The 25238-nt window shown below is 71.2% G+C and carries 22 protein-coding genes; 13 read left to right on the top strand and 9 right to left on the bottom strand.

The window, feature by feature from the left end:
* Nucleotides 1-43 precede the first annotated feature (43 nt).
* The 4 genes from OG485_RS19295 to OG485_RS19280 all read right to left on the bottom strand — a co-directional run bounded on the left by OG485_RS19295 (nucleotide 44) and on the right by OG485_RS19280 (nucleotide 6098).
* Nucleotides 44-1720 carry a penicillin-binding transpeptidase domain-containing protein gene (locus OG485_RS19295; protein ID WP_328669570.1) on the bottom strand — a complete coding sequence of 559 codons (1677 nt, stop codon included), beginning with the start codon at nucleotides 1718-1720 and terminating at the stop codon, nucleotides 44-46.
* A gap of 114 nt (nucleotides 1721-1834) precedes the next feature.
* A complete protein-coding gene (locus OG485_RS19290) occupies nucleotides 1835-3463 on the bottom strand; it encodes a penicillin-binding transpeptidase domain-containing protein (protein WP_328669569.1) in 1629 nt (542 codons plus the stop codon).
* Between the two features lie 220 nt (nucleotides 3464-3683).
* Nucleotides 3684-4172, bottom strand: coding sequence for a pyridoxamine 5'-phosphate oxidase family protein (locus OG485_RS19285; RefSeq protein ID WP_328669568.1), 489 nt, complete (start codon nucleotides 4170-4172; stop codon nucleotides 3684-3686).
* A 186-nt stretch (nucleotides 4173-4358) separates the two neighbouring features.
* Nucleotides 4359-6098, bottom strand: coding sequence for a dolichyl-phosphate-mannose--protein mannosyltransferase (locus OG485_RS19280; RefSeq protein WP_328669567.1), 1740 nt, complete (start codon nucleotides 6096-6098; stop codon nucleotides 4359-4361).
* A gap of 96 nt (nucleotides 6099-6194) precedes the next feature.
* Between OG485_RS19280 and rsmI the strand changes: the two genes are divergently transcribed.
* From rsmI to OG485_RS19230, 10 genes are all read left to right on the top strand, one after another.
* Nucleotides 6195-7049 (top strand): 16S rRNA (cytidine(1402)-2'-O)-methyltransferase, encoded by an 855-nt coding sequence (gene rsmI, locus OG485_RS19275; protein WP_328669566.1) that lies wholly within the window; start codon nucleotides 6195-6197, stop codon nucleotides 7047-7049.
* 228 nt (nucleotides 7050-7277) lie between these two features.
* Entirely contained in the window at nucleotides 7278-7748 is a 471-nt protein-coding gene (locus OG485_RS19270) for a hypothetical protein (protein WP_328669565.1), read from the top strand.
* 85 nt (nucleotides 7749-7833) lie between these two features.
* Complete coding sequence (locus OG485_RS19265; protein ID WP_328669564.1) at nucleotides 7834-8721, top strand: TatD family hydrolase; 888 nt, start codon at nucleotides 7834-7836, stop codon at nucleotides 8719-8721.
* Between the two features lie 532 nt (nucleotides 8722-9253).
* Nucleotides 9254-10828, top strand: a complete 1575-nt coding sequence (locus OG485_RS19260; protein WP_328674562.1) for a ubiquitin-like domain-containing protein — start codon at nucleotides 9254-9256, stop codon at nucleotides 10826-10828.
* 126 nt (nucleotides 10829-10954) lie between these two features.
* Nucleotides 10955-11914, top strand: a complete 960-nt coding sequence (gene rsmA, locus OG485_RS19255; protein WP_328669563.1) for a 16S rRNA (adenine(1518)-N(6)/adenine(1519)-N(6))-dimethyltransferase RsmA — start codon at nucleotides 10955-10957, stop codon at nucleotides 11912-11914.
* Entirely contained in the window at nucleotides 11911-12813 is a 903-nt protein-coding gene (locus OG485_RS19250; RefSeq protein WP_328669562.1) for a 4-(cytidine 5'-diphospho)-2-C-methyl-D-erythritol kinase, read from the top strand. Before rsmA ends, OG485_RS19250 begins: the two co-directional genes overlap by 4 nt.
* Before the next feature lie 105 nt (nucleotides 12814-12918).
* Nucleotides 12919-14724: an ABC-F family ATP-binding cassette domain-containing protein gene (locus OG485_RS19245; RefSeq protein WP_328669561.1), complete on the top strand. Its 1806-nt coding sequence runs from the start codon at nucleotides 12919-12921 to the stop codon at nucleotides 14722-14724.
* A gap of 419 nt (nucleotides 14725-15143) precedes the next feature.
* Entirely contained in the window at nucleotides 15144-17039 is a 1896-nt protein-coding gene (locus OG485_RS19240) for an outer membrane protein assembly factor BamB family protein (protein WP_328669560.1), read from the top strand.
* 78 nt (nucleotides 17040-17117) lie between these two features.
* A complete protein-coding gene (locus OG485_RS19235; protein ID WP_328669559.1) occupies nucleotides 17118-18998 on the top strand; it encodes an outer membrane protein assembly factor BamB family protein in 1881 nt (626 codons plus the stop codon).
* A 300-nt stretch (nucleotides 18999-19298) separates the two neighbouring features.
* Nucleotides 19299-20006, top strand: coding sequence for a helix-turn-helix transcriptional regulator (locus OG485_RS19230; RefSeq protein ID WP_328669558.1), 708 nt, complete (start codon nucleotides 19299-19301; stop codon nucleotides 20004-20006).
* A 75-nt stretch (nucleotides 20007-20081) separates the two neighbouring features.
* On the opposite strand, the gene OG485_RS19225 is transcribed toward OG485_RS19230, so the two are convergent.
* Nucleotides 20082-20978: an NAD(P)-dependent oxidoreductase gene (locus OG485_RS19225; protein ID WP_443048728.1), complete on the bottom strand. Its 897-nt coding sequence runs from the start codon at nucleotides 20976-20978 to the stop codon at nucleotides 20082-20084.
* A gap of 102 nt (nucleotides 20979-21080) precedes the next feature.
* Complete coding sequence (locus tag OG485_RS19220) at nucleotides 21081-21908, bottom strand: DUF2182 domain-containing protein (protein ID WP_328669556.1); 828 nt, start codon at nucleotides 21906-21908, stop codon at nucleotides 21081-21083.
* A gap of 197 nt (nucleotides 21909-22105) precedes the next feature.
* Between OG485_RS19220 and OG485_RS19215 the strand changes: the two genes are divergently transcribed.
* Nucleotides 22106-22759: a DUF1326 domain-containing protein gene (locus OG485_RS19215; RefSeq protein WP_328669555.1), complete on the top strand. Its 654-nt coding sequence runs from the start codon at nucleotides 22106-22108 to the stop codon at nucleotides 22757-22759.
* Nucleotides 22760-22774: 15 nt separating this feature from the next.
* Here OG485_RS19215 and OG485_RS19210 read toward each other — a convergent pair whose 3' ends face one another.
* Nucleotides 22775-23050: a DUF397 domain-containing protein gene (locus OG485_RS19210; RefSeq protein ID WP_328669554.1), complete on the bottom strand. Its 276-nt coding sequence runs from the start codon at nucleotides 23048-23050 to the stop codon at nucleotides 22775-22777.
* Nucleotides 23051-23058: 8 nt separating this feature from the next.
* On the bottom strand, nucleotides 23059-23907 hold the full coding sequence (locus OG485_RS19205; RefSeq protein ID WP_328669553.1) for a helix-turn-helix domain-containing protein: 849 nt from the start codon (nucleotides 23905-23907) through the stop codon (nucleotides 23059-23061).
* Between the two features lie 236 nt (nucleotides 23908-24143).
* On the opposite strand from OG485_RS19205, the gene OG485_RS19200 reads away from it, so the two are divergent.
* Together OG485_RS19200 and OG485_RS19195 are read left to right on the top strand one after the other, a co-directional pair.
* Nucleotides 24144-24548, top strand: a complete 405-nt coding sequence (locus OG485_RS19200) for an ATP-binding protein (protein WP_328669552.1) — start codon at nucleotides 24144-24146, stop codon at nucleotides 24546-24548.
* Nucleotides 24549-24607: 59 nt separating this feature from the next.
* Nucleotides 24608-24856: a hypothetical protein gene (locus OG485_RS19195; RefSeq protein WP_328669551.1), complete on the top strand. Its 249-nt coding sequence runs from the start codon at nucleotides 24608-24610 to the stop codon at nucleotides 24854-24856.
* 58 nt (nucleotides 24857-24914) lie between these two features.
* Here the strand turns inward: OG485_RS19195 and OG485_RS19190 are convergent, their stop codons facing one another.
* Complete coding sequence (locus tag OG485_RS19190) at nucleotides 24915-25229, bottom strand: hypothetical protein (protein ID WP_328669550.1); 315 nt, start codon at nucleotides 25227-25229, stop codon at nucleotides 24915-24917.
* Nucleotides 25230-25238: the final 9 nt, after the last annotated feature.

The following is a 25238-nucleotide window of genomic DNA, read 5'->3' as shown; positions in this document are numbered from 1 at the left end:
ATCCGCGGGGCCGGGAGTGCTTCCCGGAGCCGTGGAGCGGGTGTCAGCCGCCGTTGCCCGCCTTCAGGAGGGCTGCCACGATCGGGCCCGCCGTGCTGCCGCCGTGGCCGCCCTGCTGGACGACGCCGGCTCCGGCCAGGTCGCCCTTCCACGCGGTGAACCAGCCGTTGGGCTGTTTCTGGTTGTCGACCTCGGCGGAGCCGGTCTTGGCACCGTAGTCGGGGCCGAGTCCGGCCATGGCCTCGGCGGCGGTGCCGGCGGCGGCCGTGTACTGCATGACCTCGCGGAGCTGGGCGAGCGTGGTCGCGGACATCGTGCGGGAGGCCTTGGCCAGCGTGCGGTGGTCGACCGACGGGGCGACCAGGTACGGCTGGTGGAAGGTGCCGGACTGGACCGTGGAGGCGACGGACGCCATGTTGAGCGGGTTCATGCGGACCCCGCCCTGGCCCATCAGCTCGGCGGCCATCTGCGCGGCGCTCTGCACCGGCACCGAGCCGTCCGCCGACGGCACCCCGATGGCCCAGTTGTTCAGGCCCAGGCCGAAGACCTGCTGGGCCTGCTTGGTCAGGTCGTCGTCCTTCAGCTTCTTGGCCTGGGAGATGAAGGCCGTGTTGCAGGACCGCGCGAAGCTCGCCTTGAACGTGCCGTTCTTGATCTCGAAGTCGTCGTCGTTGTGGAACTTCCAGCCGCCGTACGTCACCGTCTTGGGGCAGGGATGCGGCTTGTCGGGGGAGGCGAGGCCCTTCTCGAAGAGCATCGACGCCGTGATGACCTTCATCGTGGAGCCGGGTGCGAGGGAGCCCTGGAAGGCGGTGTTGAAGCCGTGGCCGGTGTTCGCGACGGCGAGGATCTCACCGGTCGAGGGCCGCATCAGCACCACCGACGCCTTGGGCTTGGCGGCCACCAGACGCTCGGCCTCCGCCTGGAGGGTCGGGCTGAGCGTCGTCTGCACCTTGCCCGGCGTGCCCGCGCTGAGCGTCAGCAGGGTCTTGTCGGGGGTCTTCTGGGCGCCCTTGGCCGCGGCCTTGCGGACCACGCGCAGCTCTATGCCCGCCTTGCCGCCGGCCGTCTTGCCGTACTTCTCGCGCAGCCCGTCGAGGACCGTGCCGAGCGAGGGGTACTTGGCGGCGGTCAGCTCACCGCCGTGCCGGTCGATGGCGGTGACCGGCGGCGTCCCGGCCTCACCGGTCACCAGCCGGTCGCCGTCCTGGAGGTCCGGGTGGACCACGGACGGCTTCCAGCCGACCTGCGCCACGCCGTCCTTGGCCCCCCGCACGACCGTCAGTTTCGAGGTGTACGACAGCGGCTTGGTCATGCCCTTGTAGGTGACCTTGGCCTTGACGGTGAAGGGGACGTCGGCGCCCGAGCGCTTGCCGCCGGTCAGGGTCACGTCGCTGACGTGGGCGTCCTTGCCGAAGCCGGTCAGTGTGGTCGTGGCGGCGGCCGAGTCGTCGGTCGCCGCGGCCGCCGCGGTGACATCGCCGCTCTGCCAGGCGTTCAGGAAGGCGGTGGACGCCATGGTGACCTCGGCGGCCGACAGCGGGCCCGTCTTGACGGCCTTGCGGGTGGTGGCCGTGGTCCCCTCGTCGGCCGACGCCCCACTGCCGTAGAGGCTGTAGGCACCCAGCGCCCCGCCGACGACGGCCACGGCGATCACCCCGCCGAGTACGGCGGGCTGCTTCGTCTTCCGTCGCTCGGCGACGCGCCTTCTCTTGCCCACAGCCCTGTTTCCTCCGCCGTCCCCTGGTGCCCCGTGATGCCCCGTGATGCCCCCGTGCCTCTCGCTCCTCAACGAGAAGCACCACCCTAGGGTCCCGTCCTGTGCGGAGCGACTTCAGCCGACCGTTCGTAGCACAGCTGCGACGATCGGGCCGGCCGCCTGACCGCCGTGACCGCCCTCCTGCGTCATGGCGGCGGCCGCCATGTCGTTGCGGTACCCGGTGAACCAGCTGTTGGACTTGGCCTGGCCGTCGACCTCGGCGGAGCCGGTCTTGGCTCCGATGCTGCCGCCGAGTGCGCTCATCACCGGGGCCGCGGTGCCGCTGACGGCCGTGCGGTTCATCATCGCGCGGAGCTGCGCGACCGTGGCGCTGGACAGGCCCTTCGCGGTGGCCAGTTCACGGTCGTCGAGGGAGCGCGGCACGATGACCGGCTGCCGGAAGACGCCCGTCATCGCGGTGGCGGTCACCGACGCCATGTTCAGCGGGCTCATCTGGACCTGGCCCTGGCCGATCATGTTGGCCGCCGTGTCCGGGCCGCCGGAGGCGGGTACGGAGCCGTCGAAGGAATCGATGCCGGTCTTCCAGTTGTTCTGACCGAGTCCGAAGCGCTGCTGGGCCTCGTTGGTGAGGGAGTCGACCTTCACCTCGTCCGCGTACTTCACGAAAGCGGTGTTGCACGAGCGCGCGAAGCTGTCGGAGAGCGTGGCGTTCTCCTGCGGCTGCATGCCCTTGAGGTTGTGGAAGGTCTGACTCTGCCAGGCCGCGGTGTCCGTACAGGGCGCGGGGCCGTTGGCCGTCGTGATGCCGTTGTCGATGAGGGTCGCCGCGCTGATGATCTTCATCGTGGAGCCGGGCGCGAGTTTGCCGAGGAAGGCCGCGTTGAAGCCGTCCGCTCGGTGGTTGGCCACGGCGAGCACCTCTCCGGTGCTGGGTTTGACGGCCACCACGGAGGATTCGGCGAACTGGGTGACGGCCTTCTCCGCGGCGGCCTGCGCGCTCGCGCTGAGCGTCGTACGGACCTTGCCCGCCCGCCCCTCGGCGAGAGTGACCAGGGTCGTGTCGCCGCTGCTCCCACCGCTGTGCCGGATCGACAGCTCGATACCGGGGCTGCCGCCCGCCGTGTCGCCGTACTTCTCCCGGAGCGCGTCCAGGATCGGCCCGAGGGACGGGTACTTCTCCTTCGTCAGGACAACGTTGTTCCGGTCCACGGCCTCGATCGCCGGGCTCGCCGACTCGCCCGTGACCAGGGTGTCCCCGTCCTTCAGCTCCGGGTGGACGACGGACGGCTTCCAGTCGACCAGGGCCTTTCCGGTGGTCTCGCCGCGGACGACGGTCAGCTCGGAGTCGTACGCGAACGGCTTGCTCTTCCCGTCGTACGACACCGTCGCCTTGACGGAGAACGGCACCCGAGTCCCGGACGTGGCGCCCGGCGTGATCTTCACGTCGGTCAGATGCGCGTCGTCGCGGTAGCCGGCGAGCAGCCCCTCGGCGCTCGACGCGTAGTTCGTGTCCGCGGCCGCCTCGGCCGCGTCGCCCTTCTCCCAGGCCGCGAAGAACGCGCGGCTGGCCTCCTTGACCTCGGCGCCGCTCGGCGGCCCGGTCTTCACCGCGGCGGGCCCGCCGTCTCCCGTCGCACCGCCCCCGCTGATCGAGGTCACCACGTTGTAGGCGCCGTACCCGGCGCCTCCCACCATCACCGCGAACACACTGCCTATGACGGCAGCCCTGGCCCCCTTGCGCATCGCGCGAATCCCTCCCCGTGAACCCTCCTCCGAACTTCTGAACGCGTTCAGAAAAGCCGGTTCACTTCGCACTGTAGGTGCGGACGGGGCCCGTGGTGCAGACCTTCGCCGAATTGTTGCTCAAACCACGGAGACGCATCCGTGAACACCATTCACGGATGCGTCCATGCGCTTCTTTTCGGCCAGCCGGGTCGGTCCGGCCCCACCTATCCAGCCACGGTCAGGCGGATGTCGGCGCCGATGATGCCGAGTCCAGCCATATTCCGTCGCGCATGACGACTCTCCCGCGCAGTTCCGGCTCGCCGCGCCAGGCGCGCACCGTCCTCGGGACCACTCGCACATACAGGAAGGAACCCTCTTCCACGCGTGGGTCCCACCCGAACTTTTCGGCGAACGCCTCCGCTGCGTCTCCGGGCACCTCTTGGTCCGGGAAGCACTCCGCCTCACCTTGGAGGAGCACCACGTCGAAGGTGTCCGGCAGCGCCAGGCGCACGCGCGCCTCCTTGAGGACGTTCCGCGCAGTCACGGAAGTGGCGCCGGTGCACATCCACATCGCTCGCCCGTCCCACAGGAACCACAGGGGCACCTGGTGCGGCCCGTGATCAGGGTGAGCCGTCGACACCCACACGTCCCGCTCGGTGACGAGCCGCTCCAGAGCGTCGCGTATACGCTCCGCCGTCTCGCGGCGGACGATTCCCGTGGTCTCCATGGGGTCCGACCCTAGCCAGGCAGGCCCGAAGCGCGCCTGAGGCGCAGGACCTACTCCCGGCGACCGATGACCGCTCCGGCAGTTGCTGTCCCGGCCGGCAGGATCACGATCGGCGACGACCACTGACGACCGGCAACGACAGCGGCGGTCCGACAAGGTGTCGGACCGCCGCTGTCGTCTGCCCGGCTAGACCCACGTATCCAGCCACATCCGGGATCTCCATTGGTCGATGGGGATCGCGGTGCCGGTGTAGATGGGCCAGAAGTAGATGAAGTTCCAGAGGATCAGGAGGACCAGGACGCCTGCTCCGGCCGCGCCGATGACGCGGCGGCGTTCTCCGGCGCCCGGTGGGCCGAGGATCGCGCCGATCATCATCGTCACGGCGAGGCACAGGAACGGGACGAAGACGACGGCGTAGAAGAGGAAGATCGTGCGCTCCTGGTACATGAACCAGGGGAGGTAGCCGGCCGCGACGGCGCAGGCGATGGCGCCCGCCCGCCAGTCGCGGCGGAAGGCCCAGCGCCACAGCACGTACAGGATCGCGAAGCAGGCGGCCCACCACAGCAGGGGCGTGCCGAGCGCCAGCACCTCACGGGCGCACTTGTCGCCCGCGTCGGCGGGGCAGCCGTCCTTGCCGGGCAGCGGGGACTCGTAGAAGTACGAGACCGGGCGGCCGAGGACGAGCCAGCTCCACGGATTGGACTGGTAGGTGTGCGGCGACGACAGCCCGACGTGGAACTTGTAGACCTCGTGCTCGTAGTGCCACAGGCTGCGCAGCCAGTCCGGGAGGAAGGTCCAGTTGCCGCCCCTGCCGTCCGTCATGGCCCAGTTGCGGAAGTAGCCGCCCTTGCCGTTGTCCGGCGACAGGATCCAGCCGGTCCAGGAGACCAGGTACACGGACAGGGCGACCGGGACCGTCGCCAGGAACGCGAGGCCCGTGTCGTGCCGGAGCGATGCCGCGTAGGGGTGGCGGGCGCCCGCCACCCGGCGCGAGGCCACGTCCCACAGGACCGCCATCACACAGAACGCGGCGAGGATGTACAGCCCGTTCCACTTGGTGCCGATGGCCAGGCCCAGCATCAGGCCCGCCCCCCAGCGCCAGGGCCGCCAGCCCAGCCGGGTCGTCTCGGCGATGTGCGCGTCGGGGCGGACGAAGCCGTTCTCGTCGGCGGGCAGCGCGGCGGCCAGCCTGGCCCGCGCCTTGTCCCGGTCCACGACCAGACAGCCGAAGGCCGCCAGCACGAAGAACATCAGCACGCCGTCGAGCAGCGAGGTGCGGCTCATCACGAAGTGCAGACCGTCCACCGCCATGAGCGTGCCCGCGAGGCAGCCGAGGAACGTCGAGCGGAACAGCCGGCGTCCGATCCGGCACAGCAGCAGCACCGACAGCGTGCCGAGCAGCGCCGTCATGAAGCGCCAGCCGAAGGGGTTGAAGCCGAACATCCACTCGCCGAGCCCGATGACGTACTTGCCGACCGGCGGGTGCACGACATAGGCGGCGTCGCTGGGGACCGAGACGTGCCCGTTGCGCTGGAGGATCAGGTCGTTGGCGTTCTTCGCCCAGTTGACCTCGTAGCCGCGGTGGAAGAGCGCCCAGGCGTCCTTGGCGTAGTACGTCTCGTCGAATATCACCGCCTTCGGGCTGCCCAGGTTCCAGAACCGCAGCAACCCGGCGAGCAGGGTCACCAGGAGCGGGCCCACCCAGCCCGACCAGCGGTTGAAACGGTCGGCGACCTCCTGGCGCAGCCCGAGCGAGGCCCAGATTCCGGGGCCTGGCTTGGCGTACGGCGGTACGAGCCGGTCGCGCACATCACTTCGGGGCGGCGCCGTGTAGCCGAATCGGCGCAGCCGATGCTGCCACGACGGCCGTCGGGTGTCGGCGGCCTGGCCCTGCCGGGTGTCCGTGGAGGACGCGGTACTGGTCACCGCGCCATCGTAGGGAACAGGTCTGTGGGAGTCCCGTGCATGGGCCCCTTCCGGTCGGATGAGCTTGTCGGGCCGCGCCCCTGCGAGGATGGGACCGTGACAGGAATCCTTGTGTTGGCAGGCACTCCCATCGGCGACATCTCCGACGCGCCGCCACGGCTCGCCACGGAACTGACCGGGGCCGATGTCGTCGCCGCCGAGGACACGCGCAGGCTGCGCCGCCTCACCCAGTCCCTCGGTGTCCAGCCGACGGGGCGGATCGTGTCGTACTTCGAGGGGAACGAGGCCGCCCGGACCCCGGAACTCGTCGAGGCGCTCGTCGGCGGGGCGCGGGTCCTGCTCGTGACCGACGCCGGGATGCCCTCCGTGTCGGATCCCGGTTACCGCCTGGTCGCGGCCGCGGTCGAGAAGGACATCAAGGTCACCGCCGTCCCCGGCCCCTCCGCCGTGCTCACCGCACTCGCGCTGTCCGGCCTGCCCGTCGACCGCTTCTGCTTCGAGGGCTTCCTGCCCAGGAAGGCCGGCGAGCGCCTGTCCCGGCTGCGGGAGGTCGCCGAGGAACGCCGCACGCTCGTCTACTTCGAGGCGCCCCACCGGCTCGACGACACCCTCGCCGCCATGGCGGAGGTCTTCGGCACCCAGCGGCGCGCCGCCGTCTGCCGCGAACTGACCAAGACGTACGAGGAGGTCAAGCGCGGCCCGGTCGGCGAGCTGGCCGCCTGGGCCGCCGAGGGCGTCCGCGGCGAGATCACCGTCGTCGTCGAGGGCGCCCCCGAGAAGGCCGAGGAACTGGACGCCGCCGAGCTGGTGCGCAGGGTGCGGGTGCGCGAGGAGGCGGGGGAGCGGCGCAAGGAGGCCATCGCCGCCGTCGCCGCCGAAGCGGGAATTCCCAAGCGGGACGTCTTCGATGCCGTCGTGGCGGCAAAGAACGCCGAACGAACCGGCCCATAGAAGGGCAAAGGACTATCGTGAAAAGCAAAGATCAGGCCGGGTGACAGGAGCCTTCCGACAAGGAAGGGCCAAATCGACTCCAACACTCGACAGGCCGGATGCGTTCGCGCCGGGAGAAGCGTCCACTGGACGAAGGGACGCACCCGTCCCTCGCCTCCGGCGACTCGACGGAATCCAGGGGGAAATCCGTCGACGGAGGTGCTTGTCCAGCGGACAAGAGGAGCTGGCATGAGTGAGACCACAGGACGCACCGGCAGTACCGCCGCCGGTCAGGTCACCGAACAGAACAGGCATCGCGGCACGGCGACGGCCGTCGTCCACGAATCGTATTCCTTCGCCTGCATGCGCTGCGGGCACGGCTGGGAACAGTCGTACGAGATCGAGCACCACCGCGACGCGGAAGGCAGCGAGTTCGTGGTGTACGTGGCGAACGGCGAGGTCGTGCCGTCGCCGCTCAGCCGGCCCACCTGCCTGAACTGCGACAGCCACGTGGTGCGCATCATGCGCGCCGGCCAGGTGTCCTTCGTCCACGACTCCATGCACTCCATGACGCACCGCCACCGCCGGCCGGTACCGCACCAGCCCGAGGACGGCCCGGAGGGAGCAGCGCAGGCCGGGGCCTCCGACGCCCCGAAGGAGCCGCACCACTGGCATCTGTCGGACCTGCTGCACCCCTTCCAGCACCGCCGGTCGGGCTGACCTCCCCGGGCGGGACCCGCGCACGGACCGCCCGCCGGCTCCCCGCGAGGTGAGGCCGGGCATGCCCCCTTCGTAGGATCGGGGCATGCCTTCCTCCGCCTCCGCCGCCGACAAGAACGCCGCACCGCCGCTCCCCGAGCCCCTGCGCGTTCCCGTGGCCGACTCGCACACCCATCTCGACATGCAGTCCGGCACGGTCGAGGACGCTCTCGCCAAGGCCGCCTCGGTCGGAGTGACGACGGTCGTACAGGTCGGCTGCGACGTGAAGAGCTCGCGCTGGGCGGCCGAGACGGCGGCCACGCACGACGCCGTCCACGCCACCGTCGCCCTGCACCCCAACGAGGCGCCCCGTATCGTGCTCGGCGATCCCGACGGCTGGTCCCGGCAGGGCGCCCGCAGGCCGGGTGGCGAGGCCGCACTGGACGAGGCGCTCGCGGAGATCGACCGGCTCGCCGCACTCCCGCACGTCAAGGGCGTCGGCGAGACCGGCCTCGACCACTTCCGCACCGGGCCCGAGGGCAAGGAGGCGCAGGAGCGCTCCTTCCGCGCCCACATCGAGATCGCCAAGCGGCACGGCAAGGCCCTGGTCATCCATGACCGCGACGCCCACGCGGACGTCCTGCGCGTCCTGGCGGAAGAGGGCGCCCCGGAGCGGACCGTCTTCCACTGCTACTCGGGCGACGCCGACATGGCCGCGGTCTGCGCCCGCGCCGGCTACTTCATGTCCTTCGCCGGGAACATGACCTTCAAGAACGCCCAGCCGCTGCGCGACGCGCTCGCCGTGGCCCCGCTCGAACTCGTCCTCGTCGAGACCGACGCGCCCTTCCTGACCCCCGCGCCGTACCGCGGACGGCCCAACGCGCCGTATCTCATTCCGGTCACGGTGCGCGCCATGGCCGCGGTGCGGGGGATCGACGAGGACACGCTGGCGACCTCGATCTCCGCCAACACGGCGCGAGCGTTCGATTACTGACCCGTAACGGCCCCGGGGGCTCTTCCCGGTTCGGCCGGGGTCTTCGGCGGGGAAAGTGCCGCGACACAGCGTAGCCGCGTTGCTTGGGAGAGTGACGACTGCTCAGCTAGGTTCTGGTCGCCCGATCCGGACCCTGGAGCGTGTCGTCGTGAGCAGCTCGCGGTACGAGCCGTACGAGCCGTACGAGACGTACGGCCCGACCGGTGGCCCCGAGGCCACCACCGTCGTCATCGGCGTCACCGGCGCCGCAGCCGGCCCGCCCCCCGCGGCGGACCCGCTCGGCACGGCCGGGCCGCCCGGCGCGTTCGGCGCGCCCGCCGGGCCCGGCCTCGCCGGTGCGACGCGGGCCGACCACGAGGGGTACCGCGGTCACGGGGAGTACCGGGGCGAGGAGACGTGGGCGGACTCCGGTCACCAGCCTCACCCCGGTCATCAGGCGTACGCAGGTCACGAGGCCTACCGCGGGCACGAGCCGCCGACGGACCCCGGTCACCAGGCGCAGTCAGGTCACCAGGCGTACGCCGGGCACGAGGTGCCGACGGACTCCGGGCACGAGGCGTACGCCGGGTACGAGGCGTACAACGGGCACGACGCGTACGCCGGGCACGAGAGCGACCCCCGGCGCGAGCCCTTCTCCGGGCAGGAGGCGTACTCCGGTCTCGCGGGGTACGGGCCGTACGGCGGAGTCTCCCCGGTTTCCTGGACCCCGGTTTCCTGGACCCCGGCCTACGGGACCCGTGCCGCCGGGCCCGCGGCACCGGAAGCGCCGCGAGCCCCCCTGTACGGCGTGCAGGGCGCGTCCGGCACACGGGGTGGGCGCACGGTGCCGGTGGCGCCCGACGCGCCGACCGAGCCCCGCCTGCCGCGTCTGCAGCGGGGCAACCCGGCCGCCACCACGAGCCCCGTGGACGGCGTGGACGGCGTGGACGGCGTACGGGGCCGGGACGGCGCGAGGGGAACGGGCGGCCGGGCCGAGGCGCGTCGCGCGGCCCGGCGCAAGCGGATCCCCGAGCGCCCCGATTCCCTGCGGCGGCTGCTCCCGCAAGCCCTGGTCGTGGCCTTCCTGGCCGGCGGCACCTCCGCGTTCGTCGCCAACGACAAGGCGATCGAGCTCAGTGTCGACGGCAGACCGCGCACCCTGCACACCTTCGCGGACGACGTGTCGGAACTGCTGGCCGACGAAGGCGTGAAGGTGGGCGCGCACGACATGGTCGCACCGCCCCCCGGCACCGCCCTCGCCAGCGGGGACGAGGTCGCGGTGCGCTACGGGCGCCCGATGCACCTCACCATCGACGGGGAGCGGCGCAGGGTGTGGACGACGGCGCACACCGTGGACGGGGCGCTCGGCCAGATGGGGGTGCGCGCCGAGGGTGCCCACCTGTCGGCCTCGCGCTCCCGGCGCATCGGGCCCGAAGGACTGGCGCTCGACGTACGGACCGAACGCGCCGTCACGATCATGGCCGACGGCCGGGCCCGGACGATCCGCACCAACGCGGCGAGCGTCGCGGAGGCCGTGCGGGAGGCCGGGATCACCCTGCACGGACAGGACATGACCTCCGTACCGGGCGGGAACTTCCCGCGGGACGGACAGACGGTCACCGTGCTGCGCGTCACCGGGACCAGGGAGGTCCGCGAGGAACGGATTCCGTTCGAGGTGCGGCGGGCCGACGACGACTCGCTGTTCGAGGGCGTCGAGGTCGTCGAGAACCCGGGCCGGTACGGGGCTTGGCGCCTCACCTACAGCCTGCGCACCGTCAACGGCGTCAAGCAGCGGCCCCGGCTCGAACGGTCCGAGGTGGTGCGGCACCCGCAGGACCGGCTGGTCAGGGTCGGCACGAAGCCGCATCCACCGTTCCGCGGCGGCGCCGACCACCTGAACTGGAAGAGCCTCGCCGCCTGCGAGTCCGGTGGCCGGCCCGGCGCCGTCGATCCGTCCGGGACGTACGGCGGCCTCTATCAGTTCGACACCCGCACCTGGCACACCCTCGGTGGCACCGGGCGCCCTCAGGACGCCTCCGCCGCGGAACAGACGCGCAGGGCCAAGAAGCTGTACATGCGCCGCGGGACGACTCCCTGGCCGCACTGCGGGCCGCGGCTGCACAGCTGACATGGCCCCACCGGGCCTGGGCCGCACGGCCGGCATCGCCCCAGCGGGCCGGGGCCGCACGGCTGACAGCGGCCCCACCGGGCCGCGGCTGCACGGCCGGGGCCCGGCCCCCCGTACCCTTGGCTCGTGACCAGCCCCACCTCCGACGCCCTCCTGGGCCCCGCCGAGATCCGCGAACTCGCGGCAGTCCTCGGCGTACGGCCCACCAAGCAGCGCGGCCAGAACTTTGTGATCGACGCCAACACGGTGCGCCGCATCGTGCGGACCGCGGAGGTGCGGCCCGACGACGTGGTCGTGGAGGTGGGCCCCGGCCTCGGCTCGCTGACGCTCGGTCTGCTGGAGACGGCGGACCGGGTCGTCGCCGTGGAGATCGACGACGTCCTCGCGAGCGCGCTCCCCGCGACGGTCGCGGCCCGCATGCCGCAGCGGGCCGACCGGTTCTCGCTGGTGCACTCGGACGCCATGCAGGTCCGGGAACTGCCGGGCCCGCCCCCGACCGCGCTGGTCGCGAACCTCCCGTACAACGTGGCCGTGCCCGTCCTGCTGCACATGCTCGACACCTTCCCGACGATCGAGCGCACCCTCGTGATGGTCCAGGCGGAGGTCGCCGACCGGCTCGCCGCCCCGCCCGGCTCGAAGGTGTACGGCGTGCCGTCCGTGAAGGCGAACTGGTACGCCGACGTGAAGCGGGCCGGTTCCATCGGGCGCAACGTGTTCTGGCCGGCGCCCAACGTCGACAGCGGTCTCGTGTCGCTCACCCGGCGTGCCGAGCCGATCTCCACGACCGTCCGGAAGAGCGACGTGTTCGCGGCCGTGGACGCGGCCTTCGCGCAGCGCCGCAAGACCCTGCGCGCCGCCCTCGCCGGATGGGCCGGTTCGGCCGCCGCCGCCGAGGCCGCGCTCGTCGCCGCCGGTGTCTCTCCGCAGGCCCGCGGCGAGTCCCTGACGGTCGAGGAGTTCGTCCGGATCGCGGAGAACCGCGGCGAGGCGAGCGGCGCGGACACCAGGAACGCACGCCGCTACCGCCCCGAGACCGCCGAGAACACCGAGAGCGCCGCCGAGAACGAGGAGTCGACCCAGCCGTGACGGAGACGGTGACGGTACGCGTCCCTGCCAAGGTCAACGTCCAGCTCGCGGTCGGCGGCGCACGCCCCGACGGCTTCCACGACCTGGCCAACGTCTTCCTCGCGGTCGGCCTGTACGACGAGGTGACGGTCACCCCGGCGGACGAACTGCGCGTCACCTGCGCGGGCCCGGACGCCGCCCAGGTGCCCCTCGACCGCACGAACCTCGCGGCCCGCGCCGCCCTGGAACTCGCCCGCCGGTACGGCATCGACCCCGCCGTCCATCTCCACATCGCCAAGGACATCCCCGTCGCCGGCGGCATGGCCGGAGGCAGCGCGGACGGGGCGGGCGCGCTGCTCGCCTGCGACACCCTGTGGGGAACGAACGCCTCGCGCGACGAACTCCTCGACATCTGTGCCGAATTGGGCAGCGATGTGCCGTTCTCCCTGGTGGGCGGGGCGGCGCTCGGTACCGGTCGGGGCGAGCGACTGCGACTGCTGGAGGTCGGCGGGACCTTCCACTGGGTGTTCGCGATGGCCGAGCGCGGACTGTCGACCCCGGCGGTCTTCCGGGAGTTCGACCGGATGAACGAGGGCGTACGCGTCCCGGAGCCGGTCGCCTCGCAGGAACTGCTGGACGCGCTGGCGAAGGGGGACGCCGGAGCCCTCGCCCGCACCGTCTCCAACGACCTCCAGCCCGCGGCCCTCTCCCTCTTCCCCGCCCTCGCCGACACCCTCGCGGCGGGCCGCGCGGCCGGCGCCCTCGCCGCGCTCGTCTCCGGGTCGGGCCCGACCACGGCGTTCCTCGCGCCGGACGCGGAGTCCGCGCGGTCCATCGGCCAGGTGCTTCTCGCCTCGGGCACCTGCCGGACGGTCCGCGTCACGCGGTCCCCGGCGCCCGGAGCGACCGTGCTCGACTGACCGGAGCGACCGTGCTCGACCGAGGGGACGGGGAACGCGCGGCGGGGGACGTCCGCCGCGCGGACTACCCTTGAGGGTCGATCGTCCCCCTTGTTCAGGAGAGAAATGGCCGTCAACCTGGTCAATGTCGAGTCCGTCAGCAAGGTGTACGGCACCCGTGCCCTGCTCGACGGAGTCTCCCTCGGCGTCAGCGAGGGCGACCGGATCGGCGTGGTCGGCCGGAACGGGGACGGCAAGACGACCCTGATCCGCATGCTGGCCCGGCTGGAGGAGCCCGACACCGGCCGCGTCACGCACTCCGGCGGCCTGAACGTCGGCGTGCTCACCCAGCACGACTCGCTCGACCCCGCGGCCACCGTGCGTCACGAGGTCATCCGGGACATGGCCGACCACGAGTGGGCGGGCAACGCCAAGATCAGGGACGTACTGACGGGCCTCTTCGGCGGTCTCGACCTGCCCGGCTTCCCGCAGGGTCTCGACACCGTGATCGGCCCGCTCTCCGGTGGCGAGCGCCGCCGTATCGCCCTCGCGAAGCTGCTCATCGACGAGCAGGACCTGATCGTCCTCGACGAGCCCACCAACCACCTGGACGTCGAGGGCATCGCCTGGCTCGCCGGGCACCTGCGCGAGCGCCGCTCCGCCCTGGTCTGCGTGACGCACGACCGGTGGTTCCTCGACCAGGTCTGCACCCGGATGTGGGACGTACAGAAGGGCGCGGTCTACGAGTACGAGGGCGGCTACTCCGACTACGTGTTCGCCCGCGCCGAGCGTGAGCGCATCGCCGCGACCGAGGAGGTCAAGCGGCAGAACCTGGTCCGCAAGGAGCTGGCCTGGCTGCGCCGCGGTGCCCCGGCCCGTACCTCCAAGCCGCGCTTCCGCGTCGAGGCCGCCAACGAACTGATCGCCGACGTGCCGCCGCCCCGCGACAAGAGCGAGCTGATGCGGTTCGCCAACTCCCGGCTCGGCAAGACCGTCTTCGAGCTGGAGGACGTCACCGTGCAGGCCGGGCCCAAGGTGCTGCTCAAGCACCTGACCTGGCAGCTCGGACCGGGTGACCGCGTCGGCCTCGTCGGCGTGAACGGCGCGGGCAAGACCTCGCTGCTGCGCGCCCTGGCCGAGGCCGCCCGCAGCGACGGCGAGAAGCAGCCCGCCGCCGGCCGGATCGTCACCGGCAAGACCGTCAAGCTCGCCTACCTCTCCCAGGAGGTCGCCGAGCTCGACCCCACCTGGCGGGTCCTCCAGGCCGTCCAGGCCGTCCGCGACCGCGTCGACCTCGGCAAGGGCCGCGAGATGACCGCGGGGCAGCTCTGCGAGACGTTCGGCTTCAACAAGGAGAAGCAGTGGACGCCGGTCGGGGACCTCAGCGGTGGTGAGCGCCGCCGGCTGCAGATCCTGCGCCTGCTGATGGACGAGCCCAACGTCCTCTTCCTCGACGAGCCGACGAACGACCTCGACATCGAGACCCTCACCCAGCTCGAGGACCTCCTCGACGGCTGGCCCGGCTCCATGATCGTGATCTCCCACGACCGCTTCTTCATCGAGCGCACCACGGACAACGTGTTCGCGCTCCTCGGCGACAGCACCCTGCGGATGCTTCCGCGCGGGATCGACGAGTACCTGGAGCGGCGCCAGAAGATGGAGGAGGTGGCCGCGGCGGCCGTGCTCGCCGCCGCTCCCGCCCCCGTCAAGGCCGCTTCCGCCGCCGACGCCCGCGCCGCCAAGAAGGAACTCCAGAAGATCGAGCGCCAGCTGGACAAGATCTCCGAGAAGGAGACCAAGCTGCACGCCCAGATCGCCGACAACGCCACCGACTTCGGGAAGGTCGCCCGGCTCGACTCCGAGCTGCGCGAGCTGGCGGGCGAGCGGGAGGAGCTGGAGATGCGCTGGCTGGAGCTGGCGGAAGACGCCTGACACAGAGGGCAACCGCCCCCTGCCCGATCCGCGGTGCCTCCTGACGTGCGGTGTCTCCTGAGCCGGAGGCGCCGCGCGCCCGGCTCGCCCGCCCCGCGCGACCGGCCCGGCGCGCACGGCTTGCCCGAAGGGCGCGCAAGTGCCGTCGGGCGCCCCCGAGTTGCCGATGACGCCCCCCGTCACGGCGGTCCGGGGGCGGTGAACCCACCTTGGGTGCCCGGCGTGAAGAGCACGTGAGGCGCGTAACGGCGGCATCACAGCCCGGTCCTCCCTTGGGAACAGGGCGCGCACCGGCCCCCTGCCCGCGCCCCCCGGAGTGATAGAAAGAGCGGTCTGAGAACAGTCTGAGATCCACCGGGCGAGGCGCGAACCCGGCGCCGCCGGTGAGGGGTCACATCAGTGAAGAGGGGGACGCGCTGATGAGTCAGCCGCCGAGTCAGCCGCCGCAGGGCGGTTTCGGAGCACCGCAGGACCAGTCGCCGACAGGTGGTGCCGACGCCTCGCCGGACCCGCGGTCGCAGGGTGGTTTCGGAGCACCGCAGGGCACGCCGCAGGGCACGCCGCAGGACCCGCGTTCGCAGGGCACGTCCCCGAACACGCCCCCGGCGCCCCACGGCACGCCCCCTCCTCCCGCGCAGCCGCCCCAGGCGCCCGCGCCCCAGAACACCCCGCCCGCCGGGCCCCCGCAGCCCGGCTACGGATACCCGCAGCAGCCCGTCCCCTACGCCCAGCCGGGCCCGTACGGACAGCCGCAGCAGCCGGGCCCCTACGGCGGGCCCGGACCCTACGGATACGGGCAGCAGCCGGGGTACGGGTATCCGCCCCAGGCGCCGTACCCGGGCGCGCCCCAGCAGCCCGGCGGTCCCGGCGGTGGCTCGAAGAACCCGTTCAAGGGGAAGCCCGCGCTCGTCATAGCCGCCGCGGTGGCGGGTCTGCTCGTCGTCGGCGGCACCGTATGGGCCGTCGCCGGCGGTGGTGACGACAAGAAGCCCGTCGCGGAGCACAGCCCGAGCGGCAGCCCGTCCGCATCGGCGTCCGCGTCGGACGATCCGGTCAACCCCGGCGACGGCAGCGGTGACGGCGGCGAGGAGGACGGCGACCTGAACGCCGGCCGCAAGGCGGGCGAGGCGAAGGTCCTCTGGTACAAGTCGGCACCCGACGCGCCCGGTTCGGGCGCCGACGCCTCCGGGATGTGGATCACCGGCAAGGCGGCGGTGAAGACGGCGTACAAGCAGCTCTTCGCGTTCAACGTCGCGGACGGCAAGCCCACTTGGCCCGCGCTGACCTTCCCGCAGAAGATCTGCGCGGTCACCCCGCAGAAGACCGCCGACGACAAGGTCGTCATCGCCTACATGAGCAGCGCCGCCAGCAGCGCCAAGTGCAACCAGCTCCAGCAGGTCGACCTGAACACCGGCGCCAAGGGCTGGAGCGGGAAGGTCGCGGACGGCACCCTGTTCGACAGCACGCTCTCGGTCGAACTGTCCGTCACGGGGAACACGCTGGTGGTCGGCCGCTCGATGTCGGGCACGGCCTACGACGTCACCAGCGGCAAGAAGCTGTGGGACAAGCAGAAGTACGGCTCCGGCTGCTACCCGGCGGGATTCGCGGGCGGCCCCAAGCTGCTGGCCGTCTCGTCCTGCGGGGCCGGCAGCAGCACCGAGCACGACGAGGTGCAGGAACTGGACCCGGCCACCGGCAAGGTCCGATGGACGAAGAAGTTCCCCAAGGGCTGGCGGGTCGGGCGCGCCTACTCCGTGGACCCGGTCGTGCTCTACCTGACCAACGACGCGAAGAAGACGGTGAACATCACCGTGCTGACGGGCAGCGGTGACGAGCGCTCGCAGCTCAAGAGCGACGACGGCCTCGCGCCCGAGTGCGGCTTCGCGATCCTCGACCGCGACCTGACGGGCTGCTTCGGTGCCGTCGCCGACGCCGACACGCTCTATCTGCCGACCGAGGCGAAGAGCGGCCCCAACGAGATCGTCGCGTTCAGCCTCGCGACCGGCAAGGAGAAGTGGCGCGTCAAGTCCCCGACGGACGCGACGATGATGCCGATGAAGACAGACGGCACCGGGCTCATCGCCTATGTCGAGGCGTCCTACGACGGCGGCGGCCGCGTCGTGTCGATCCCGACGGGCGGCACCGTCCACACGCCCGCGACGCTGCTCCAGAACCCGCGGGGCACCGCGGACATCGAGTCCGGCTTCTACTCGAAGGCCGTCGACTACGCGGACGGACGCTTCTACATCTCCACGACCCGGCTGACGGGCAATGACGAGGCGAAGGAGAAGCTGATGCTGGCCTTCGGCAAGTGATCACGCCCCTGCCCGTTCCGTCGCGCCCGTACGCGCGCACAGGCCCGCCGTCCCGACGCATTCCGAGGTAATCACGTCATGAGCCAGCCGCCCCCGCCGCCGAACGAACCCCCGAAGGGTTTCGGGGCACCGCAGGAACCCGCTCCGGGCACTCCGCAGAGTCCGAGCGCCGGAGACCCCGAGCCCACCGGTCCCGGCGCTCCCCAGGACGCGCCGCCCCCGCAGGGTTTCGGTGCTCCGCAGGACCCGCCCGCGGGCGGATTCGGCCCGCCGACCCCGCCGCCGGCCGCCGCCGGCCCGGGCTACGGCTATCCCCAGACGCCCCCGCCCGCGGCCCCGCAGCAGCCGTACGGCTATCCGCAGACGCCGCCCCCGGGCCAGCCGGGCTACGGCTACCCGGGCCAGCCGCAGGCCCCGTACGGCGCCCCCGGCCAGCCGCAGGCTCCGTACGGCTACGGCTACCCGCAGCCGCCGACCATGCCGATGCAGCCGCAGGCTCAGCAGGCAGGCGGCGGGCGCAAGGTCAACAGCCAGCTGCTCATCATCGTGGCGGCCGTGGTGGCCGTCGCGCTGATCGTCGGCGGCGGCTTCCTGTACTCGCAGCGCTCCGGCAAGGACGACACGCACAACACCGGGGCGACGAGCGGCGCCACCGGCGGCAAGGGCGGTGACGACAAGGGCGGCAACGGCGGGGAGAAGGTGCCGGCGAACACCAACTCCACGCTGCTGTTCCAGCTCCCCGCGCCGGCCGTGCCCAAGGGCATCACGAGCGTGCAGACGGTCGGCTCCTGGCTCACCGACAAGGTGTACGCCAAGACCGGCAACGCCGAGATCAACGGTTACGACCCGGACACCGGCGCCAAGACCTGGACGCTCAAGCTCCCCGGCCCGGTGTGCCAGGCCAGCCGGCACACCTCGGAGCGCAACCGCTCGGCGATCATCTACGAGCCGGCCATGCCCACCAAGACGCAGCCCTCGCACGGATGCACCCAGCTCGCCGCCGTCGACCTCGACGCGGGCGCGAAACTCTGGACCCGGACGATCAAGTCCGGTGACCAGTCGATCAACCTCGACAACGTGACGATCAGCGGGAACACGGTCGCCGCGGGCAGCACGGGCGGCGGCGGAGCGTTCGACATCTCCACCGGCAAGCCGCTGTGGGCGCCGAAGACGGGTGACACCTGCTACGACTCCGGCTACGGCGGCGGCGAGAAGCTGGTCGCGGTCCGCAAGTGCGGCGAGTACGGCAGTACGCGCCAGCTGCACATCCAGACCCTCGACCCGAAGTCCGGGACGGTGGTCTCCGAGTACAAGATGTCGCCCGGCATCGAGTACGCCAGCGTCGTCTCCACCGACCCGCTGGTCGTGGCGGCCGACGTCGGCGACACCGCCGGTGACGGCAGCGGTATCTCGGACTTCTTCTCCATCGACAACAAGACCGGCAAGCTGCGGGCGAAGATCTCGGCACCCGGCGAGACGTACGCGGCCAAGTGCGACGGCATCACCCGGATCGAGTTCTGCAAGTCGCTCGCCGTCGGCAACGACAAGCTGTACGTCCCGACGGAGGAGCACGAGGGCTCCGGCGACTACAGCCGGACCAACGAGATCGTCGCGTTCGACCTGGCCACCGGGAAGCAGACGGGTCAGCGCGCCGACGCGGGCGACGGCTACAGCATCACCCCGCTGCGCATGGACGGCACCAGCCTCATCGCGTACAAGCGGCCGCCGTACGACAAGGGCGGGCAGATCGTCTCCATCGACGGAACCTCCTTCAAGGAGACGAAGCTGATGGAGAACCCGGCCACCCAGTCGACGCGTGACGCGGAGTCGAGCATGCTCCCGGACTACGCCGAGATCCTCTACGGCGACGGCCGGCTGTACATGTCCCAGACCTACGCGTCCAAGCCGACCTCCGCGACGGACAAGGCGTACCTGACGATCGCCTTCGGAACGAAGTAACCGTCACCTTTCGGGTGAAGCAAAGTGATCATCTTCGAAAGAATGCGGTGATCGTTTCTCCGGATTGATTTGTCCGGGCCGAAACACCGTGTGCGGCCCCGTCCCTGTTCAGGGGCGGGGCCGCACACGTACTCCGCATCACTTGCTATTGGGTGGGATTTCGATATTCCGGGGCACTTCTCTCCAGTAGGGGAAGCGCAACGTCGAACAAGCGTGTAGCTTCCGGGGGATGGAGAGCCGGGGGGCTCCAAATCCACGGGGAACCAGTGGGGATGCTAGGGGGGACTGGGGGGTTGCCTGATGGGAGTCCGGCTCATGGTGGTCGATGACCACCGACTGCTCGCCGAGGCGTTGGCCTCGGCACTGAAGCTGCGCGGGCACCGGGTGCTCGCCGCGGCGGCGCCCGCCGCAGGGGCGGCGGAGCTGGTGATCACACGGGCACCCGAGGTGTGCCTGATGGGCACGGCGACACCCGCCGAGCCGGGGATCTTCGACCCGGTGGTGCGGATCAAACGGGAGCGCCCGCAGGTGGCGGTCCTGGTGCTCGGACCGGTGCCGAACCCGCGGGGGATCGCCGCGGCGTTCGCCGCCGGCGCCTCCGGCTACGTACGCCATGACGAGCGCATCGAGGGTGTCGAGCGCGCGATCATGAAGGCCAGGGCGGGCGAGGCGGCCGTGGCCCCGCAACTGCTCCAGGGCGCTTTCAGCGAACTGCTCAACCCCGCCGCCCAGCCCGACGACGAGGGCCAGCGGCTGCTCCAGATGCTCACACCCCGCGAGGTGGAGGTCCTGGTGCGGGTCGCCGACGGCGAGGACACCCGGCTCATCGCGGCCGGTATGGGCATCGCCCCGTCCACGGCCCGCACCCATGTCCAGCGGGTCCTGATGAAACTGGGCGTGGGCTCGCGCCTCGAAGCGGCGGCGCTCGCGGCCCGCACGGGCCTGCTGGACCGGGCGGGCCCGATCCCGGCCCAGACACAGCACGGGAACATGGACGACGCCCGCTGAGGCGGACGGGTCCACGGGCCGAAGGGTTCACGACCCGACGGGTCTACGGGTCTACGGGTCTACGGGTCTACGGGTCTACGAGGAGGGGGGCTTCCCCTCCTCGAAGCTCGCGAAGTACGCGGCGGCCATGTCCTCGTCCCCGTGGCCGAGCGCGCCGGCACGGCCGAACCGTTCGGCCACGGCCTCGGCCACGTCCAGCCGCACGCCGTGCCGCTGCCCCGCCCGCACGATCAGGCGGGCGTCCTTCTCGGCGGTCGTGACCGCGAAGCTGGCCGGGGACAGCCGGTCCTCCAGGACGAGGGCGGCCTTGGCGCGCAGATAGCCCATGTCGAGCGGGCCGTCCGCGATGAGGCCGAAGAAGTCCTCCGGGTCCACGCCGAGGCCCTTGGCCAGGGCGAGCACCTCCCCGGTCGCGGCCGTGGCGGCGAGGACCCAGCTGTTGGCGACGAGCTTGAGCCGGGTGGCGCTGCCCGCCGCGCCGTCCTCGCCGGTCCACACCGTACGGGCGCCGACGGCGTCGAACACGGGCGTCACGGTGTCGCGGGCGGCGCTCGGACCGGCGGCGAGCACGGTGAGCTGACCGGCCTCGGCGGGCGCGCGGGTTCCGAGGACGGGCGCGTCGAAGAAGACGAGCCCGTGCGCGCCGGCGAACTCGGCGAGCTCGCCGAGTGCCTCTGTCCCGGCGGTCGTGGACTGCACCCACACGGCCCCCGCCTGCAGCCCGGGTGCCGCCCGGCGCATGACGTCGAGGGCGGCCGGGCCGTCGTGGAGCATGGTCAGGACGACATCGGCGCCCCGTACGGCCTCCTCCGGGGTGTCCGCGACGTGCGCGCCGTCGGCGGCCAGCGGCTCGGCCTTGGCACGGCTGCGGTTCCAGACACGGACGCCGTGCCTGGCCCGGGCGAGGTTACGGGCCATGGCGGCCCCCATGATCCCGGTGCCGAGGACACTGACGGTGAGTTTGTCGGTCATACAGCTCAGCCTTCCCCGTCGCCCGCACTTCTCTCGCGCGCTTCTCTCGCGCGAGGTGAAGGCCCGACAGAAGGCGTCCCGCCGCATGCCAAACGGCAGGCCCTAGGGGCGGAGCATCTCCGTCATGGGCGACTCCGGCGGGATCAGACCCGGCAGCAGCCAGGGCTGGAAGAGGCTCAGCACCGCGAGTACGAGGAAGGCGGCCCCGACGACCTGCGCGAAGACGGGGCCCAGCCGCCAGAGCTTCTCCACGAAGATCACCACGGCCACCGCGGCCATCGCCAGGACGTTCATGACGCCCAGCGGGACGAGCACGACCATCAGCCCCCAGCAGCAGCCCACGCAGTACGCCCCGTGGTGCGCCCCGACCCGCAGATCGCGAGCCCGGGGCCGGAAGCCCGCGTAGCGCACGAGCTGGCCCATCGGGCTCCGGCAGTGCCGCAGGCAGAGATCCTTCCACGGGCCGAACTGGTACAGCCCCGCGACCAGAAAGGCCCCGGCGCCGATCCAGCGCCCGGCGCCCGGGTGCTCGTCCACCAGGGCCCCGGTCCAGGCGAGGAGCCCGTAGGCGAACAGGCCGAAGGCCGTCCAGGCCAGCAGGTACCCGCCGACGAACTGGGCGGTACGAGCCACCCGCACGACTCTCGTGGGCGACTGGCGCCCGATGGCCCGCGCCCAGGTGAGGGCCACCGGGGCCACCGACGGGAACATCATGGCGATCATCATGACCAGCCACAGCAACAGGAACAGCGGGACGCCCATACCCATGCTTCCCGGCTCGACCCCCATGTCACGGGCCTGGTCGACCACCAGCAGCCAGGCGAGGAGGGCGAGTGCCGCCATCACGGACCAGGCGAACGCGAGCTGCCGGGCCGACGTCAGATTCGCCGGACGCAGAGGGGGTGACAGGGCCTTCCGGTCGAGGCGCACACCTCCAGCACATCACGGCGGACCTGCGCGTGCGCGAGGGAACGCGTGTACGCGGAAACGTCTCCTCCGGGTGACCCCTGCGGTGGGACAATGGGATGGATACCCGTACGACCCGGGCGTGGGCCGGCGATGGCTCCCAGGGGCTCTGCCGTCCTCCCGAGACCGACGCCCCGGCACGGTCACGAGGAGGCAGGGAGATGTCCGAGACGACGGCGACCGTTCCCCGGTGGCACGCGGCGGGTGACTGGTTCGACACCTGCAAGTGCAACGTGCCCTGCCCCTGCTCGTTCGCACAGCTGCCCACCCACGGTGACTGCGACGGCATCCTGGCCTGGCACATCCGCGAGGGCCGTTACGGTGACGTACGGCTGGACGGCCTGAACGTGCTGATGCTCGCCTCGTTCGTCGGCAACATCTGGGCCGAGCACACGGACACGTACGCCGCGGTCTTCGTCGACGAGCGCGCCGACGACTCCCAGCGCGAGGCGCTTCAGATGATCTTCGGTGGGCAGGCGGGCAGTTGGCCCGCGGGAATGGTGAGCATGATGGGCGCCGAGATGCGCGGCATGGAGTTCGCCCCCATCGAGATCGAGGTCGCCGACGACCTCGCGAGCTGGCGGGCCGTGGTACCGGGCCGGGTCGAGGCGAGCGCGGTCGCGCTCACGGGACCCACGACCCCGGAGGGTGCGCGCGTCCAGTCGACCAACCTGCCGGGTGCGGAGACCGGACCGGGCCAGGTCGCGACCTGGGGCCGCTCGACGGCGGACCGCGCCGATGCCCACGGCTTCCTCTGGAGCCGCGAAGGCCGGTCCAGCAAGCACATCACCTTCGACTGGACCGGGCCCGACTAGCCGGCGCGAAGTCGATCACGCGGGTGTGCCCTCGTGGAACCCGGTCTTTATCCGGCGCAGCAAGTGGGCGACGGCACCGGCGGTGGTCGAGAGACGGAGGGCGGGGCTGTCGCTCTCACGAAGGTGCACGGAGCCGGGGGTGGTGGCGATTTCGACGCAGTCGTTGCCTTCACCGCCGCCGGAGAAGGAGGACTTCTGCCAGTCGGCGGGGATGGTGGCAAGTTCGAGGCAGTTGTTGCCGTCGCCGCTTCCGGAGAAGGACGACTTCTGCCAGTTGAGGGGGGTGTTCATAGAGCGTCTCATAGCTCCTTGGCCAGCCTGTGGATGAAGTCGCGCGAACGAATGGGTTCGAGCGATACAGCCTCCACCATATGGAAGAGCGTTCGAAAGGTGCCCAGTTGGGGCGCGGAGTCGATGAAACCCACTCCGTGAGGTGCGTCGCGTACCGCGGTGTCCAGCTTGGGCACGGCACCGCCCACATACATCATCGCGTTCGTGGCTCCGGCGAAGCTGTCGAGGTCGAAGGGGATGACGCGCACCGTGACGTGGTCCGCTTCGGAGAGCTCCAGAATGCGTGTGAGCTGAGTCCGGGCGGCAGCCCGATCGCCGACTCTGATGCGCAGGGCCGCCTCGTGGATCACGGCCTTGAAGGCGACAGCGGATTCAGCGACGACCGCCTTGCGTTCCATCCGATGGCGGACCCGCAACTCCAGCTCGTTGTCCGGCAGTCGGGGTACTCGGTGCGAGAAGACGGCGCGCGCGTAGTCCTCCGTCTGGAAGAGGCCGGGGACGTGCAGGAACTCCACATCGAGCCGGTAGGTGGCGTGGTGCTCCAGCTCGGCCAGGTCCAGGAACGGCGCGGGCAGCAGCCCTCGGTACTCCTCCCACCAGCCACGCGTCCGGTCGGTCGCCATCGCGACCAGGGCCTCGACCAACTCCTCGTCCGTACAGGAGTAGTGAGCGGCGAGACTGCGCACCCGCTCTTCGCTCACGCCCGCGATGCCGGACTCCATCTGGCTGATCTGGGCGGAGTCGGATCCGACCAGCGCGGCAGCCTCACGTGCCTTGAGTCCTGCGGTCTCACGCAGTTTCCGCAGCTCGATGCCCAGGCGCTCCTGGCGTGCGGTTGGCTGCCGTCTGCGCGGCATGACTTCCTCCCTCGCCCCAACTGCCTGGGGGCCGTGACTCCTTCGAGGGGAAGATTACGGCAGCGGCTTGCGCAGGCCCAAATTTTACCCATACCGTCGGTGACGCGACGCACACGCTGCGGAACCCCGGGGACCCGGAAGCGCACCACTCCGTCCTGCCACGGCGGCTGTGACACTGCCACCGCCCGCGCCCTCAGCGAACTCTCGACTCCCCACACCTGAACCGGAGTTCACGCATGCCCGCATCCGAGTCCTGGAACTACACCCTGCGCATCCCGCAGGACGACCGGGCGGTGACCGTCTGCCGCCGCACCGTCCGCCTGATCCTTACCCTGCACGGGCTGATCCGCCTCGTGGACGTCGCCGAGCTGATGGCGGCGGAGCTGGTCTCCAACGCCGTACGGCATACGCAGGGTCCGGCTGCCCTGCGGCTGCACTGGCGGGACGGGGTGCTGCGGATCGGCGCCTGGGACGCGAGCCCGGTGCCGCCGCCGTACGACCTGCCGGTCGCGGCCGAAGCGGAGGAGGCGGGCCGGGGTCTGTTCCTCGTCCGGGCCTGCGCCGACGACTGGGGCTGGCATCCGCTGCGCCAGGGCGGCGGCATCGGCAAGTACGTGTGGTGCGACCTCGCTGCCGCCTAGCTCGTTGATCACGTCGGCGTCTGGCGGATTCCCAGGCGAAGGAGATTTGGAGGGACCTGATGGCTCCGGTGAACTACTTCTTCCAGAATCCGGTCGCTGATCAGCTGAGGGACGAAGGGCGCATCGAGGATCGCATCGAGATGATCCTGAGGATCCTGGAGTTGCGTGGCATCGAGGTGTCCGGCTCCGTCCGGCTTCGCGTACGGGCGTGCTCCGATCTGGAGCAGCTCAAGACCTGGTCGGAGCGGGCCGTCCACGTGAACGACCCGGCCGACCTGTTCACCCCCGAGCAGCCCGAGCCCGAGTAGCCCCAGTAGCCGCCAAGGGCCGGAGTCCCATGAGGAACCCCGGCCCCGGGTACGGGTGTTACTCCGCCGTCGGCGGAGACTGTTCCTCGGCCGGTGGCTCCGTCACCGGCAGCGGCCGTAGCCACAGCCAGGCCAGGAAGAACAGGCCCAGGGCGAGCATGCCCAGGCCGGTCCAGAGGTTGATGTTGATGCCGTCGGCCTTGTCGAGGTCGGCGTCGGAGGCCGTGATGCCGGCGATGGTGACGATGACGCCGTAGACCACGAACAGGCCGCCGATGATGCGACGGATGTCGAACAGGCGAGCCGCGGTCGCGGACTTCTTCTCGAGGTCCGAGACCTCGCGCTGCGCGTCGCTTTCCGAATAGTCGGACATGGTTTCTCT

Source organism: Streptomyces sp. NBC_00328 (assembly GCF_036139655.1).
Taxonomy (GTDB): Bacteria; Actinomycetota; Actinomycetes; order Streptomycetales; family Streptomycetaceae; genus Streptomyces.
The sequence above is the reverse complement of the archived record's forward strand: the minus strand, read 5'-3'. Positions and strand labels throughout refer to the sequence as shown.

Bases quoted from the DNA above. Each gene is read 5' to 3' on its own strand.
- OG485_RS19210 (WP_328669554.1), bottom strand. From the start codon at position 23,050: ATGAACACCCCCCTCAACTGGCAGAAGTCGTCCTTCTCCGGAAGCGGC.
- OG485_RS19200 (WP_328669552.1), top strand. From the start codon at position 24,144: ATGCCCGCATCCGAGTCCTGGAACTACACCCTGCGCATCCCGCAGGAC.
- OG485_RS19215 (WP_328669555.1), top strand. From the start codon at position 22,106: ATGTCCGAGACGACGGCGACCGTTCCCCGGTGGCACGCGGCGGGTGAC.
- OG485_RS19265 (WP_328669564.1), top strand. From the start codon at position 7,834: ATGCCTTCCTCCGCCTCCGCCGCCGACAAGAACGCCGCACCGCCGCTC.
- OG485_RS19225 (WP_443048728.1), bottom strand. From the start codon at position 20,978: ATGACCGACAAACTCACCGTCAGTGTCCTCGGCACCGGGATCATGGGG.
- OG485_RS19285 (WP_328669568.1), bottom strand. From the start codon at position 4,172: ATGGAGACCACGGGAATCGTCCGCCGCGAGACGGCGGAGCGTATACGC.
- OG485_RS19290 (WP_328669569.1), bottom strand. From the start codon at position 3,463: ATGCGCAAGGGGGCCAGGGCTGCCGTCATAGGCAGTGTGTTCGCGGTG.
- OG485_RS19245 (WP_328669561.1), top strand. From the start codon at position 12,919: ATGGCCGTCAACCTGGTCAATGTCGAGTCCGTCAGCAAGGTGTACGGC.
- OG485_RS19190 (WP_328669550.1), bottom strand. From the start codon at position 25,229: ATGTCCGACTATTCGGAAAGCGACGCGCAGCGCGAGGTCTCGGACCTC.
- OG485_RS19205 (WP_328669553.1), bottom strand. From the start codon at position 23,907: ATGCCGCGCAGACGGCAGCCAACCGCACGCCAGGAGCGCCTGGGCATC.
- OG485_RS19270 (WP_328669565.1), top strand. From the start codon at position 7,278: ATGAGTGAGACCACAGGACGCACCGGCAGTACCGCCGCCGGTCAGGTC.
- OG485_RS19195 (WP_328669551.1), top strand. From the start codon at position 24,608: ATGGCTCCGGTGAACTACTTCTTCCAGAATCCGGTCGCTGATCAGCTG.
- OG485_RS19235 (WP_328669559.1), top strand. From the start codon at position 17,118: ATGAGCCAGCCGCCCCCGCCGCCGAACGAACCCCCGAAGGGTTTCGGG.
- OG485_RS19230 (WP_328669558.1), top strand. From the start codon at position 19,299: ATGGGAGTCCGGCTCATGGTGGTCGATGACCACCGACTGCTCGCCGAG.
- OG485_RS19240 (WP_328669560.1), top strand. From the start codon at position 15,144: ATGAGTCAGCCGCCGAGTCAGCCGCCGCAGGGCGGTTTCGGAGCACCG.